We start from the raw sequence: 14344 nt of genomic DNA, 5'->3' as shown, positions 1-14344 counted from the left end.
GGCAGGACACACAATCCAAGGGAATATTACTCTTGCCAGATTCTACTGGAAGATTAATCTGGCCTGATATTGAGGTGTAAGAATGGCTTACGGTGTTCGATTAAAGGTCTGGGGGCAGCATGGGCTGTTCACCCGACCTGAAATGAAGGTTGAACGGGTTTCCTATGATCTGATGACTCCGTCCGCCGCGCGGGGCATTCTTGAGGCGATCCACTGGAAACCGGCGATTGTCTGGCGCATCGACCGTATCCATGTGCTGAATCCGATCCGCTTTCAGTCGATCCGCCGCAATGAGGTGGGCCACAAGGCCCCGGCAGGCAAGATCAAGCAGGCGATGAACCGGGGCGATCTGGAAGGCCTGCAACTTTTGGTCGATGAGGACCGCCAGCAGCGCGCCTCGACCGTACTGGTGCAGCCCCGTTATCTGATCGAGGCGCATTTTGAGCTGACGCCAAAGGCTGGGGCCGAGGATAGCGAAGGCAAGCATCTGGATATCTTCAAGCGCCGGGCCGAACGCGGGCAATGCTTTCACCAGCCCTGTCTTGGCACCCGCGAATTCGCCGCGCATTTTGAACTCGTGCCCCCCGGTGCCCCCCTACCCGACCGCGACGAGGCCACACGCAACGCCGAGCACGGCTTTGGCACCCCGCGCGATCTGGGCTTCATGCTGTGGGACATCGACCACGCCGCCCCCGGCCGTCCCTCGCTGTTCTTCCGCGCCACCCTGCGCGACGGCGTGATGGAGGTGCCCGCCGTGGATAGCCCCGAGGTACGCAGATGAGCCTGCTCGCCGCCCTGGCCCGCGCCTATGACCGCCTGCCCGACGCCCCGCCCTATGGGTTCTCCACCGAGAAAATCGGCTTCTGCGTACTGCTGAACCCGGATGGTTCGGTGGCGGAAGTGGTGGATTTGCGGAATACGGACAAGAAGCGCAGCCCGCGTATGCTGCTGGTGCCGCAGGCGGTGAAACGCACCGTCGGCATCGCCCCGAACTTCTTGTGGGACAAGACCGCCTATGTTCTGGGCGTGACTGCAGGCGAAGGTAAGCGCACCGCCGAAGAGCACGCAACCTTTAGCGCCCGGCATCTGGAATGGCTGGAGGGCGCCGAAGACGAAGGCCTTCTGGCCCTGACCCATTTCCTGCAAAGCTGGACGCCCGAGGCCTTCACCCCGCCGCTCTGGCCCGATGATATGCGCGATCAGAACCTGATTTTCGCCCTGTCGACCGAATACCGAGACCGATATCTGCATGACCGCCCCGCCGCGCGTGAAGCGTGGCAGAGGATCGGTGCTGCAGGGGCGTCAGGGGCGAAAATCTGTCTGGTGTCAGGCCAATCCGGACCGGTTGCCCGCCTGCATCCTTCCATCAAGGGCGTCTGGGGCGCGCAATCTTCTGGCGCAAGCCTTGTGTCCTTTAACCTCGACGCCTTCACCTCTTACGGCCACGACCAGGGCGACAATGCCCCAGTGTCCGAAGCGGCAACCTTCGCCTATACCACCACCCTGAATCGCTTCTTGGAGAAGGGCAGCGGCCACCGCATTCAGATCGGCGATGCCTCAACCGTGTTCTGGGCGGAGGCGACCGAGGCCGAGGCGCTTGCGGCGGAAAGCCTGTTCAGTGCGTTTTTCGACGAGCAAACCGAGGAAAAGCTGGCGGCCAGCGCCATCGGCGCGCGGCTGGAGGATATTCGCAGCGGCAAACCTCTGGCCAAGGTTGCCCCCGACCTGAACGAAGGCGTGCGGTTTCATGTGCTGGGCCTTGCGCCCAATGCCGCGCGGCTGTCGGTCCGGTTTTATTGGGAAAGCGATTTCGGCCAAGTGGCCACCAACTATCAGCGTTACGTGGAGGATACCCGACTGGACCCGCCCCCGCGCGAGGGCTGGCCGCCCTTGTGGCGCTATCTGCGGGAACTGGCGGTCCTGGGCAAATCGGAAAACGTGCCGCCCAATCTCGCCGGCGACTGGATGCGTGCCATCCTGACCGGCACGCCCTATCCGATGACGCTTTTGTCAACCGCGCTGATGCGGATGCGCTCGGACGGCGAAATCAACGCGCTGCGCGCGGCCATCGTCAAATCTGTCCTGATCCGAAATCTGAAAGTGGAGGTTCCCGTGGCGCTTGATCCGTCCAATACCAACAAGGGGTATATCCTTGGGCGGCTGTTCGCCGTGTATGAAGAGGTACAGCGCGCGGCCCTGGGCGGAAACGTCAACGCCACGATCAAGGACAAATTCTATGGTTCGGCCTCGGCCACGCCGCAAAAGGTGTTTGCCGCCCTCAGTTCAGGGTCACAGAACCACTTTTCCAAGCTGAAAAAGCAAAGCCCCGGTCGGGCGGTGAATCTTGAGAAACTGCTGATGACCATCACCGATCTGATGGCACCCGGCGATGATCCGATTCCGGTATCGCTTGCCTCGCACGAGCAGGCGCTATTCGGCATCGGCTATTACCATCAACGCAGCGATTTCTTCCGCAAACATGATGACAGTGAACCCAATGTGACGGAGTCCGCCCAATGACTACGCTTTCCCGCCGCCATGACTTCGTGCTGATTTTCGATGTGACAAACGGCAACCCAAACGGCGACCCAGACGCCGGCAACCTGCCCCGGCTGGACCCCGAAACCAACCACGGGCTGGTCAGTGATGTCAGCCTGAAGCGCAAGATCAGGAACTACGTGGACTTGGCGCGCGAGGCTCAGGCAGGGCATCATATCTATGTTCAGGAGGGTGCGATCCTGAACGAAAAGCATCGGCAGGCCTATGTGGCCCTGCGCCCCGATGATGCCAAGGCGGCCAAGGACGCCAAGCTGAACCCGAAGGACGACACGGAAGCCCATGCTTTGCGTGACTGGATGTGCAAGAACTTCTTCGACGTGCGCACGTTTGGGGCAGTGATGTCGACCGGCATCAATTGCGGTCAGGTCAAGGGCCCGGTGCAGATCACCTTTGCCAATTCGGTCGAACCCATCCTGCCGGTGGAAATCACCGTTACCCGCATGGCCGCCACCAATGAGGCGGAAAAGAAGAAAGCCGCTGAAGGCGGCGACACCGACCAGCGCAGCGACAACCGCACTATGGGTCGCAAGCATATCGTGCCCTATGGGCTTTATGTGGCGCATGGCTTCATCTCGGCCAAGTTCGCCGAACGCACCGGCTTTTCCGATGCTGATCTTGAATTGCTGTTCGAAGCCCTGAAGAACATGTTCGAACATGACCGCTCGGCCGCGCGGGGCGAAATGACCACCCGCAAGCTGATCGTGTTCAGCCACGACAACGCCCTTGGCAATGCCCCTGCCCATGCCCTGTTCGATCGGGTGAAGGTGGGCCGCAATGTCGACGGCGACTTCCGCTCCCTCGGTGACAAGGGTTTGGGCAACCTTCCCCCTGCCCGCAAGTTCAGCGATTATATCGTGACCATCGACCGCGAGGGCCTGCCCGTCGGCGTCGAAATCCTTGACCTGATCTGAGCCATGCCACACCTGCCCGCCGAAACGGAGCCCATCCCCCTCTCGGCGGTGCAGCATGCGGTTTATTGTTTGCGGCAGGCAGCCTTGATCCATCTGGAACGGCTTTGGGCCGAGAACCGCTTTACCGCCGAAGGCGATGTCCTGCATGCGGTGGCCGACAAGGGCGGCACCCGGCGCGGTCGCGGGGTGCGGCGGGCGATGTCTTTGCCGCTTGCCTCGACCCGGCTCAACCTGACAGGCATGGCTGATCTGGTGGAGTTTTCGCCCGGTCCGACCGGGGAGCGCGCGTTTCCGGTCGAATACAAGCGCGGCAAGCCCAAGCTGCACCGCGCCGATGAAGTGCAGCTTTGCGCCCAAGCCTTGTGTCTTGAAGAGATGACCGGCCAGCCGGTGCCCGAAGGTGCGCTCTACTATGCCGAAACCCATCGCCGGGTAACGGTGCCGTTTGACGCCGACCTGCGCAGTTTGACGGAAGCGACGGTCGCAGCCTTGGCGCAGGTATTCGCCACGCTCCAGACCCCCGCCCCAACCCCGCACAAATCCCGCTGCCGGGGCTGTTCCTTGCATGAACTCTGCCGCCCGGAAACCTTTGCCCGCCCGGTCAAGGCTTGGCGCGATCGCATGCTTTCCCAATCTTTGGGCGGACCATGAAAAAGCTTCTGAACACCGTCTATGTCACCACAGAAGGCGCCGCGCTGAAGAAAGACGGCGAAAACCTGGTGGCTGAGGTGGAGGGCTCCGAAAAGGTCCGTGTGCCCCTGCACATGCTGGCCTCGGTCGTCGCCTTCGGCCCGATCCTCATCTCCCCCGCCTTGATGGGGGTATGCGCAGAACGGGGCATTACCATCGCCCTTCTGGACCGGATGGGCCGATTTCAGGCGCGCATTGAAGGGCCAGTTTCAGGAAATGTGCTGCTGCGCCGCGCCCAGTACCGGCTTGCCGACAGCGCCGAGGACATTGTGCGGTCGCTTGTGCTGGGCAAGGTGGCCAACCAGCGCGCCGTCATCCGCAGAACTTTGCGCGACTATAGCGATGACATGGATGCGCCAGCCCGTGCCGCGCTGGAAACCGCCACTGACCGCATGGCGATGATCCTGCGCAGGGTGCAGCTTTCCGATACAAGCATCGATGAAATGCGCGGGTCAGAGGGTGAGGCTGCCAACCTCTACTTCGCCGTTTTCGATCATCTGATCCGCAGTCCAGACCCGGAGCTGCGCTGGACCACCCGTTCGCGCCGCCCGCCCCTGGATGCGATGAATGCGCTCTTGTCCTTTCTGTACACCCTCCTCACCCATGACTGCCGGTCGGCCGCAGAGGCCGTGGGACTCGACCCCGCTGTGGGTTTCCTGCATCGTGACCGCCCTGGCCGTCCAAGCCTTGCACTGGATCTGATGGAGGAATTGCGCGCGCCCGTGGCCGATCGTCTGGCACTTTCTTTGGTCAACCGACGCCAATTGCGCGCCGCCGACTTTCGCAGGGTCGAAAGCGGGGCCGTCCTGCTGACCGATGACGCCCGCAAACTCGTGCTGACCGCCTGGCAAGACCGCAAACGCGAAGAACGCCTCCATCCTTTCCTGCAAGAGAAGGCTCCTTTCGGTCTGGTGCCCTACCTTCAGGCCCAGATGCTGGCCCGCCATCTGCGCGGCGACATTGACGCCTATCCCCCATGGTACTGGAGCTGAGATGCTGGTCTTGGTCACCTATGACGTGAACACCCTCGACGAGGGCGGCAAGAAGCGCTTGCGCAAGGTGGCCCAGGCCTGCGAAGATTATGGTCAGCGTGTGCAGTTTTCGGTGTTCGAGATCGAGGTTGATCCCGGCCAATGGGCCAAGCTCAAGAACCGTCTCGAGACCGCCATCAGACCCGAGGTCGATAGCCTGCGTTATTACTACCTCGGGGCAAACTGGACCCGGAAGATCGAACACGTTGGGGCCAAACCCGCAACAGACCTGAATGGTCCGCTGATCATCTAGTCCTGCGAACCTGCATCGTGCTTGAGAACCCGCCGAGGTTCGCATCGCGCCAGTTCTTTGAAATCGTAGGATTTTCTCAAGCCGGACCATGGCCTGTCCGGCGTGTACCTCCAGTCTCGAGTACTTTCGCATTCCGAAAGTGCTTTGTGATGCGAAAACAAACCTCTAGACACAGGCGGTCGCCCCCTACCCGGGGGCGTGGATCGAAACACCAATGAAGTCAGGGATCAGTTGAAATCTTGGGGTGTCGCCCCCTACCCGGGGGCGTGGATCGAAACTTTGCGAAAGCCCTTGGGTCTGGCGGCCACCAGCCGTCGCCCCCTACCCGGGGGCGTGGATCGAAACTGCGATGACCGGGAAAAGCCAATAACGCCTGCGATGTCGCCCCCTACCCGGGGGCGTGGATCGAAACGCGGTCACGTCAGGGCCACGCGATACGGACGGATGTCGCCCCCTACCCGGGGGCGTGGATCGAAACTTAGATCGGGTAATGGTTTCGTAGGGGCGCGTTGGTCGCCCCCTACCCGGGGGCGTGGATCGAAACTGCCGATGCTGTGCTGATCCGCACGGAGTACGGCAGTCGCCCCCTACCCGGGGGCGTGGATCGAAACTGATAATGGGCGGCGGCGCGCGCGGCGGCCCCGGTCGCCCCCTACCCGGGGGCGTGGATCGAAACTTCGACATGGAAGAGGCCAAGCTTTTGGCCCGCGCCGTCGCCCCCTACCCGGGGGCGTGGATCGAAACCGCGACGGCAAAGCGCACGAATTCCAGCTGCGCAGTCGCCCCCTACCCGGGGGCGTGGATCGAAACTTGTGCCCATTGCTTGTCCATTATGCCCCCCGGCCGTCGCCCCCTACCCGGGGGCGTGGATCGAAACATCGAAAGCCATGTAATCGCGCCTCCAGCGCAGTGGTCGCCCCCTACCCGGGGGCGTGGATCGAAACATAGACATTGCCGCTGGCGGTGCGTTCCTGACCGGTCGCCCCCTACCCGGGGGCGTGGATCGAAACAAACCTCAGCGCGTATCTAAAGATTTCCGCAGGTCGCCCCCTACCCGGGGGCGTGGATCGAAACGCGGTCGGCAGTCGATGGGACTGTCCACGACACCCGGTCGCCCCCTACCCGGGGGCGTGGATCGAAACGGTGAACGTGTGCGAGACGATGATGGTGTGGTTGGTCGCCCCCTACCCGGGGGCGTGGATCGAAACTCGCCAGTCCGCATATCTACGGCCAGGACGGCCGGTCGCCCCCTACCCGGGGGCGTGGATCGAAACACTAAAGCCTGCCCAAAGGCTAACAGGAGGCAATCGTCGCCCCCTACCCGGGGGCGTGGATCGAAACAAAACCCTACAGGCACAGCGCGGCTGGACGATCCGGTCGCCCCCTACCCGGGGGCGTGGATCGAAACGCCCAGATCGGTCGCCGACTTGCCGATCTTGCCCGGTCGCCCCCTACCCGGGGGCGTGGATCGAAACCGGGGTGCTTGCTGCCCGCGAATATCCCGCCGTGTCGCCCCCTACCCGGGGGCGTGGATCGAAACGCAAACGCGGGCAACCCAAGCCCACCCCACAACGGTCGCCCCCTACCCGGGGGCGTGGATCGAAACTGTGTATGTCGGACGAAGCGCGGCAGGAAGCTGTTGTCGCCCCCTACCCGGGGGCGTGGATCGAAACGGACCCGACCCACGGCAATCCATACCAAACCGGAACGTCGCCCCCTACCCGGGGGCGTGGATCGAAACATCATCATGGTGCAGGAGGGGATTGCAGCCGCCGGGTCGCCCCCTACCCGGGGGCGTGGATCGAAACCTTGAATTGCCTTGACGCTGCGGTCGTGTCGGTTAGTCGCCCCCTACCCGGGGGCGTGGATCGAAACACCGTCAATGGGGCTGAGCTGATCGGCCTGCCATGTCGCCCCCTACCCGGGGGCGTGGATCGAAACGACTTCACAGCCACGGTCGGACTGGCCGACATAGACATAGTCGCCCCCTACCCGGGGGCGTGGATCGAAACCACCGGGTGATCCGTATCGAAGAAGTACTGGCCGTCATGTCGCCCCCTACCCGGGGGCGTGGATCGAAACGGTCCGTGGTCCGTCAATGTCGCGCCAAGGGTGAAGTCGCCCCCTACCCGGGTGCGTGTTTCGCGTGATGGCGGGCAGTAATTTCCGATGATGGCGGGCGCCCGTTTCGCGCGATCGCGGGCAGCGATTTCGCGTCATCGCGGGCAGGCTTGGTCGGCAAAGAGAGGATAGAGCTGTGCTCCTTGAAGAGAGGGGGGCAGGATACCGATGGGACGACTGAACATGCGGCGGATACGCGATGTTTTACCATTGAAGTTTGGCCAGGGCCTGAGCGAGCGGCAGGTTGCCGCCTCGCTGGGGCTGAGCAAAACGAGCGTGGGGACTTATCTGCACCGGGCGCGGCAGGCGGGTCTGACCTGGCCTTTGCCACAGGGTCTCGATGATGACGGGCTGGAGCTTTTGCTGTTTCCCGCAGCGCCAACCGTGCCCGACCCCGAGCGGCCGGTTCCGGATTGGATCAGCATCGACCGAGAGCTGCGCCGTCCCGGGGTGACCCGGATGCTGCTGTGGGAAGAATACCGTGCGGCCCATCCGGCAGGCTTTGGCTACACATGGTTCTGCACCCATTTCGACGCCTGGAAAGGGCGGGTTCGCCCGACGATGCGGCAGACGCATGTTGGCGCGAGAAGGTCTTCGTCGACTTTGCCGGCGACACGATCGACGTCATAGACCCGGCAAGCGGTGAAGTGCAGCCCATGAAGCTGTTCGTCGCCGCGATGGGCGCATCGAACTACACCTATGCCGAAGCGGTCGCCTCGGAGGGCCTTGAAGACTGGATCAGTGCCCATGTGAGGCTGTTCACCTTCTTGGGTGGCGTGCCCAAGGTGGTGGTGCCCGACAACCTGAAGTCGACCGTGCTGAAGCCCGACCGCTACGATCCCGGACTGAACCGGACCTATGCCGAGATGGCGGAACATTACGGCACGGCGATCCTGCCAGCCCGACTGATCTGCCCCCCAACCTTGGACCACTGCTGGCCAGAGTTTTGCCGCTTCGCTCAGGGTGACGGGGTGGTGGCATCCCCCGATTTCGTCAGCGCGATCGGCACCTTATTCCCGATCGCGCCGTGTGGCCGTTCTGCGTTGTAGTATCTACGCCAAGCCTCCAACTTTTCCGCTGCATCCGCAAGGGTCAGGAACCAGTGCTGGTTCAGGCATTCGGCCCTGAACCAGCCGTTGAATGCCTCAATGAAGGCATTGTCGGTGGGTTTGCCTGGACGCGAGAAGTCGAGCACGCCGCCGCGCTGGTAGGCCCAGAGGTCCATGTCGCGTGAGACGAACTCGCTGCCCTGATCGACGCGGATCATCCGCGGATAGCGTTGACCTTGGCTTTCTGTTGCGACGTCCACTGCCACGGCAGCAACTCAGGCAAGCGCGATACTGGTAGGTCGGATATCAATGCGATGACATCAGCGAGCCAAGCCTGTGGATCGATGTTGTTCAATTTTTCGGTGCCGATCATGGAAGATTTGAAGGCTGCACGGTGTCCGCCGCGCAGGGATCGTTCGGCGGAATTGTTCGTAAGGCAGATCCGCCCGTCGTCGAGGAACCGCGTAAAGCCCGGCCAATGATCGGGCGACAACAGATAGTCGATCGCCTTGCCGACCTTGGCGTGCTTCGACAGAAGCGCTCTTTGGTCCCGCAGCCAGTGTTCCAGCGCAAAGACCAACAGGGCGGATTGCGCCTCGCGTGCTGCGCCGAAGAACGGACGAGGCGACGCTGAGGGAGCTGGACTAGAGGCATGAGCTTTCGGGTCACTCCAGAACCGGAACTCGAAACGGAACTTATAGCGGAACAGAGTGGGCTTTCTCTGAGGCAAGTTCAGAGATTTTCTATCTACTTTTCTGTGGTTAAGTGCAATAAACTCCCTTTCGAATCCGGAAAGCAAACCGGAACTCGCACAGGGCCAACAAGCCTTGCATCAAGAGGCACCATGTCGACCGATACCATAACAGACAAGGGCGAAGCGATCACCATCGTAGAGCCGCTAATACCTGAGGACGCGTCAAAGCATCGGGCCCCTCTGAACGACCTGGCCGTAGAGCTGGCCAGCCTGTCGTCAGGGCTGCGATCGTCTTTGCCGGAAGGCATCCGCGCGCCGCTGGCCGATCTCGTCCGATCGATGAACTGCTACTATTCAAACCTGATCGAGGGCCACAACACCCACCCGATCGACATCGAGCGCGCCCTCAACAAGGATTTCAGCGCCGATACCGAGAAGCGGAACCTGCAGCTTGAAGCCGTCGCCCACATCGAGGTGCAAAGCTGGATCGACACGGGCGGCCTGACCGACCACCCGCTGGCCCTGGAAAGCCTGCGCGAAATCCATCGCCGCTTCTGCCAGAACCTGCCCCCGGAATTGCTCGTCGTGCACAGACCGGACGGCACGGAGATCCCGATTGTCCCCGGCGAATTCCGTACAGACTTCGTTCAGGTCGGCAAGCACGTCGCCCCCAGCCCCGGCGCTGTGCCGCGCCTTCTGGCGCACATGCGCAAGATGTACGGGCTTCAAGGCCGAAGCGGCGCAATCATCGCCACAGCCTGCGCCCACCATCGCCTTGTCTGGGTCCATCCGTTCATTGACCTGAACGGCCGCGTCTCGCGCATGGTCGCACATGCCATGCTGCGCGATACCGTCGGTTCAGATGGCCTCTGGTCCGCTGCCCGGGGCCTCGCCCGCAGGGACGCCGAATACAAACAGCGCCTCATGGCTGCCGACGAACCCCGCCATGGCGGTGCTGACGGCCGAGGCAACCTCTCCGAACAGCGCCTGGCCGAATTCGCAACCTTCTTCCTTGACGCCTGCATCGACCAGGTCCGTTTCATGGAAACCTTGATGCAACCGCAACGCCTGCGCGAGCGGATCATGACCTGGTGCAAAGGTGAGATGGCAAAGGGCACGCTGGCCAAGGGCGCAGATGTCGTGATGCGCGAAGCGTTACTCTCCGGCGAGGTCGAACGCAGAGCAGTGCCAAGCCTTCTCGGCGTCAGCGACCGCCAGGCGCGAAAGGTCACGGCGGAACTGCTGGCGGTAGGAGCGCTCAAGTCCGACACCCAACGCGCGCCTCTGCGGCTGAGCTTCCCGGCGAGGTTGGCGAACGACTGGATGCCGGGTTTGTTCCCGGAGCCATAAATTTGAACAGCCACCGGCGCGAACGGCCGAGGCTTTGTGAAACTCTGCTGGCTGTCAGGCTCGGACGTTGGACGAGTAGGACTGACGACACCCACCAGCGAAGTGTTGAATTTCAAACCTCCTTGTGGCGCTGATGGCTCTGGAATGGCAGGCGGGTCTACCCTTGAGGCATCATGGGCCCGTTCAGATATATAGATGTTCAGACACTCCAGCCAGCAGGGTCACATTCGGGCAAGGCCGAAAGCAGGCACTTCTGCTGCAACGCATGCCGCCAAGCGTAAATCCGCTGCCGCGTCACCTCATTCCGTTGTGCAACCTGCGTCACCGTTGCACCGCCCACGTCAACCGACAAAACGATCTCAAGTTGCTCCTCGCCGCACCAACGACGACGGCGCTCCAGCCGAAGAATATCCCCACGCATCACAAGACCCGCATAAAACAAGTCGTTATGCACATGCCTTACACGATCACCCTGCCATCAGGCGGGCGGTGCCAACCGGGCTGTTACACATCACCTCTTGTACCGCCCCAGACCAAGTCGCCGAGCGGTCTGCCCCTTGCTGTGCGAAAAGTTAGGCGACGTCATGGGGTAATTTGACGGGAGCCCCCATTTGTTTCGATATTGATCTGGCGTCATTGCATAGGCATCACGCAGATGACGCTTCAGCATTTGAAAGCGGCCCCCACATTTCAGGCAGACAATGAACTCATCGTTCACCGACTCCTCGATCGGGACCGCAGGAACTGGTTTTGCTTCTTCCAGATCGGGCTGGCACGCCGAAGCACCTTCCTCCTTATGCGCATAAAGCATCGCAAACTCTTCAAACAATGCAAGCGTCAGATCGATCGCCTGGGCGTGATTCAGGCTGCCCGCATCGAAATGACTGCGCATTGCAATACGTACCGACTCATGAATTTTCGTGATCTCATTTTTCATATTTAATCTCCTTATGAAATAAGATGACCCCCTTAATATATAAAAATAATCATGAGTCAATATTTATTTTGTAATTTTTAATCATTTTTATACCGCGATCGCATATATTTAATATGCGGGCATCATGGCGCCTGCATATTAAAAGGTAAATTGAAAATGGAAGAACAAGAAACACTACCCTTTGTAGTAAAGATTTCAGAAGAAGCGTGTCAGAGGTTCCTGCAAGGCCTTGGACCCGCCCAATCAGGGACGCCTGGCCTGCCTCGCGGAGAACATCCAGTCACCGGCACCGATCCGATCGTCTTTCACATCTACCTCGAGTCTTACCGCGGCGGCGTTCATAATATGGTCCGCATCGTGTCAGGCTACGAGGTCCATAGTTATGAGTATCTCTGCGACATGGCCAGTTCAGATATCTCACATATCGGCTGGGTGACATTCGATCGGGCAGCAGCAGAGCAGTTTTTCGAAACAACGGACCTAGAAGAGCTTGATCACCTGTTAAGGCTGGCAACGGAAGACAATATCAGCGAACTCTTTGCCGAACACTTTGAACCCAGGCAGGACCTGGCCACGCTTGGATTCTAAAGAGATTGCATCGGGCCCACTCGGCGACCACGGCGGCATTTCTCGATGGCGCCGTGAACTTTTTTAAATAGCTCTCACATAGTTTCCGGAAGCTTCTTTTTGCCACTGCGAGGTCGGCAGAGGCATGAATGACACAAAGATCATTCGTCGCTCAATGCTGGCCCCAGCAGCAATAGCGCGAGGATTGCGCTTTCCGGCACTCCCCTGCCCCTTGGCTGCCTTTAGTCCACAATGAGAGTCCTTGAGGATCGTGATCCGATCCCCAGCCTTTGCTCAGGGCAGGACCTTAGTATGGAGCTACACCCAAGAAATGGCCTCACCGGGGGGCTGGGACAGGCTTCGATCGCCGCTGCGTGAACGTTCCGTGGCAGATCGGTCGGCCACCACCCGCTACCTGTCCCTCGCTCCGGCCCAAGCCACAGCATACTGCCCGCGCATAACGACGTCGGACATCTGCTCCGAGATGCCGACAATCCCGTCCCAAAGGGATTCCTGAACGAACGCCCAGATCTGCGCCTTGGGGAGATCCTCGTCATGGAGAGCATCCTTGGGGCGCCATACAGCAGGAGCGTGGTAGGGGTTCGCGAGCCCCGCCACCTCGGGCTCAAAGATCACATGTCGGATCAACAAACGCAGGAGCAATTCTACGGGAATCTCGGTTGATTTCTGAAGGGCAGCTGCCTCCGCCATCGCCTTATGCAGGGAACCAGGGTGAAGGGCGAGTGCTTCGCTGGCGAAGACGACAATCCCTTTGAGCCCTGCGAAGGCTCTGTGGGCAAGGTCGGGATGGAGGATGCTGCGCGGGTTCGGATGCCATTTCGAGAGCGCCTTGACGAGAAGCTCCTCCAGAACAGTTGACGCAGGTGCGACGGGCTTGCGGGTTTGCAGCATGAACAGCAACGCCGCGTCGAGTTCAGCGTGATATTTTATCCGGAGATATTCGTTGAAATCGAGGGGCTCGACGAGGCTGTACAAATAATTGATGACGGCCACATCGACGGGGCTGAGTTCGTTCAGTTTGCGGGGCATTGTGGGCTCCTATTGTGAGGCCAACTCCAGTTACCGGGCTCACGTTTTCAGCAGAGCCCGGTTCCTGCAAAAATGCTCGAGCATGTGATAAAAATGGTGCTCCTTGGCGCGCAGCCACTTTGAGACACAAAAGATATTTGGGGATTGCCCTGAATATCGACCGTAAAATAGATGCATGTCTTTGGATTGGAAAACCAACCGCCATGCCAGACACCCTTCTCTCTTGATGCAGCTTGAGATTTTTACCGCAAAACGCCTAGTAAGTACTGCACTTGCAGCTAAAATATTTTTTCGCACGAAAAGGCTGCAAAAAATAGTTGTTGATTGCAAGAAGACGCCAATTTGTTCTCAAGAGGAGGACAAATTCATGTCATCGAAAGAAAACCCATATTCCATCGTTTTGAGATTCAAAGGCCTTTTTCCGCGCCACCTCGGGAAGTTCAAGATGCACGCTGACCGTGCGGGCGGAGCGCTCGATCATATCGATCCTGCCGTGAGCCACCGCAACGAAACTCTGATCGGCAGCCCTGACTGGCTTTCAGAACTGCGTGCCGAGATCCGCAGCGCAGCCGAAGCCAACCTTGCCGCGGAAATCGCCGCACGCCTGAAACGCCAGCGCCCCACAGAGGCCGCAAAAGTCGCCGCACGTGGGCCTGTCAATCCATGGGCGCCATCGAAAGAGGGGCCGCTCAGAGAGGGCATCCTGAGTGTAAACGCTGCATGGTTTGGTGCGCCGGGCTACGCGAACTGGGATCCGGAAAAAATCGCGGCATTCCGAGATCACGGCCCCAGCTTCCTGCGCACGTATTTTGGCGCAGCGATTGTTCATGCGCGGATGGACTACGACGAAGAGGCCCTCCATCTGCATTTTATCGTCGCGCCGTGGCACACGAAGATTTCGGCGAACCGAGGTGCACAACGGGTGTTGCAGCCCTCCAGCCAGCCGCTCCTCAAAGATTATGAACACGCCCAGGATCTGGCAGGAGCACATTTTGCCGCTCTCGGGCTCGTCCGCGGCGCCCGTCACGCGGAGGCCCGCCGTCACGCGAAAAAGACCGGAGAGACGCCCCCTGCCCCCCGGACTTCGACAGTTATTCCCTGTTTTTTGGTTTTTCGGGTGTCGGCGTTTCAG

Annotated in this window: 12 protein-coding genes, 3 pseudogenes and 1 CRISPR repeat array; of the genes and pseudogenes, 10 read left to right on the top strand and 5 right to left on the bottom strand. The window is 60.5% G+C overall.

The window, feature by feature from the left end:
* The first annotated feature begins 82 nt into the window (after positions 1–82).
* The 7 genes and pseudogenes from cas5c to istA all read left to right on the top strand — a co-directional run.
* On the top strand, positions 83–781 hold the full coding sequence (gene cas5c, locus IE101_RS14350; protein WP_189634540.1) for a type I-C CRISPR-associated protein Cas5c: 699 nt from the start codon (positions 83–85) through the stop codon (positions 779–781).
* Positions 778–2520: a type I-C CRISPR-associated protein Cas8c/Csd1 gene (gene cas8c / locus IE101_RS14345; RefSeq protein WP_189634539.1), complete on the top strand. Its 1743-nt coding sequence runs from the start codon at positions 778–780 to the stop codon at positions 2518–2520. Before cas5c ends, cas8c begins: the two co-directional genes overlap by 4 nt.
* Positions 2517–3470, top strand: coding sequence for a type I-C CRISPR-associated protein Cas7/Csd2 (gene cas7c / locus IE101_RS14340; RefSeq protein WP_189634538.1), 954 nt, complete (start codon positions 2517–2519; stop codon positions 3468–3470). The genes cas8c and cas7c overlap by 4 nt, the downstream gene beginning before the upstream one ends.
* 3 nt (positions 3471–3473) lie before the next feature.
* Positions 3474–4121: a CRISPR-associated protein Cas4 gene (gene cas4 / locus IE101_RS14335; protein WP_189634537.1), complete on the top strand. Its 648-nt coding sequence runs from the start codon at positions 3474–3476 to the stop codon at positions 4119–4121.
* On the top strand, positions 4118–5152 hold the full coding sequence (gene cas1c / locus IE101_RS14330; protein WP_189634536.1) for a type I-C CRISPR-associated endonuclease Cas1c: 1035 nt from the start codon (positions 4118–4120) through the stop codon (positions 5150–5152). Before cas4 ends, cas1c begins: the two co-directional genes overlap by 4 nt.
* Position 5153: 1 nt before the next feature.
* Positions 5154–5444: a CRISPR-associated endonuclease Cas2 gene (gene cas2, locus IE101_RS14325; protein ID WP_189634535.1), complete on the top strand. Its 291-nt coding sequence runs from the start codon at positions 5154–5156 to the stop codon at positions 5442–5444.
* Positions 5445–5622: 178 nt separating this feature from the next.
* Positions 5623–7526: a CRISPR direct-repeat array (repeat unit 32 nt; unit sequence GTCGCCCCCTACCCGGGGGCGTGGATCGAAAC).
* Positions 7527–7727: 201 nt separating this feature from the next.
* Positions 7728–8470, top strand: a pseudogene (gene istA, locus IE101_RS14320) (IS21 family transposase); the annotation flags it as partial.
* Between the two features lie 53 nt (positions 8471–8523).
* Here istA and IE101_RS14315 read toward each other — a convergent pair.
* Together IE101_RS14315 and IE101_RS14310 are read right to left on the bottom strand one after the other, a co-directional pair.
* Positions 8524–8841: pseudogene (locus IE101_RS14315) on the bottom strand (integrase core domain-containing protein); the annotation flags it as partial.
* Positions 8829–9221: pseudogene (locus tag IE101_RS14310) on the bottom strand (IS66 family transposase); the annotation flags it as partial. The pseudogenes IE101_RS14315 and IE101_RS14310, both read right to left, overlap by 13 nt.
* Positions 9222–9458: 237 nt before the next feature.
* On the opposite strand from IE101_RS14310, the gene IE101_RS14305 reads away from it, so the two are divergent.
* A complete protein-coding gene (locus IE101_RS14305; protein ID WP_189634534.1) occupies positions 9459–10658 on the top strand; it encodes a Fic family protein in 1200 nt (399 codons plus the stop codon).
* 199 nt (positions 10659–10857) lie between these two features.
* On the opposite strand, the gene IE101_RS14300 is transcribed toward IE101_RS14305, so the two are convergent.
* Both IE101_RS14300 and IE101_RS14295 read right to left on the bottom strand, forming a co-directional pair.
* Positions 10858–11079: a transposase gene (locus tag IE101_RS14300; RefSeq protein WP_189634533.1), complete on the bottom strand. Its 222-nt coding sequence runs from the start codon at positions 11077–11079 to the stop codon at positions 10858–10860.
* Between the two features lie 90 nt (positions 11080–11169).
* A complete protein-coding gene (locus IE101_RS14295) occupies positions 11170–11595 on the bottom strand; it encodes a Ros/MucR family transcriptional regulator (protein ID WP_189634532.1) in 426 nt (141 codons plus the stop codon).
* A gap of 156 nt (positions 11596–11751) precedes the next feature.
* On the opposite strand from IE101_RS14295, the gene IE101_RS14290 reads away from it, so the two are divergent.
* Positions 11752–12183 (top strand): hypothetical protein, encoded by a 432-nt coding sequence (locus IE101_RS14290; RefSeq protein ID WP_189634531.1) that lies wholly within the window; start codon positions 11752–11754, stop codon positions 12181–12183.
* 390 nt (positions 12184–12573) lie between these two features.
* Here the strand turns inward: IE101_RS14290 and IE101_RS14285 are convergent, their stop codons facing one another.
* A complete protein-coding gene (locus IE101_RS14285) occupies positions 12574–13212 on the bottom strand; it encodes a hypothetical protein (RefSeq protein WP_189634530.1) in 639 nt (212 codons plus the stop codon).
* Positions 13213–13387: 175 nt separating this feature from the next.
* On the opposite strand from IE101_RS14285, the gene IE101_RS14280 reads away from it, so the two are divergent.
* Positions 13388–14344: plasmid recombination protein (locus IE101_RS14280; RefSeq protein ID WP_229804186.1), on the top strand; the 957-nt coding region annotated here is incomplete at its 3' end.

It is taken from the genome of Gemmobacter lanyuensis, assembly GCF_014652355.1.
Taxonomy (GTDB): domain Bacteria; phylum Pseudomonadota; class Alphaproteobacteria; order Rhodobacterales; family Rhodobacteraceae; genus Gemmobacter; species Gemmobacter lanyuensis.
Note: the sequence above shows the minus strand (reverse complement) of the source record. Positions and strands in the feature narration are given on the sequence as shown.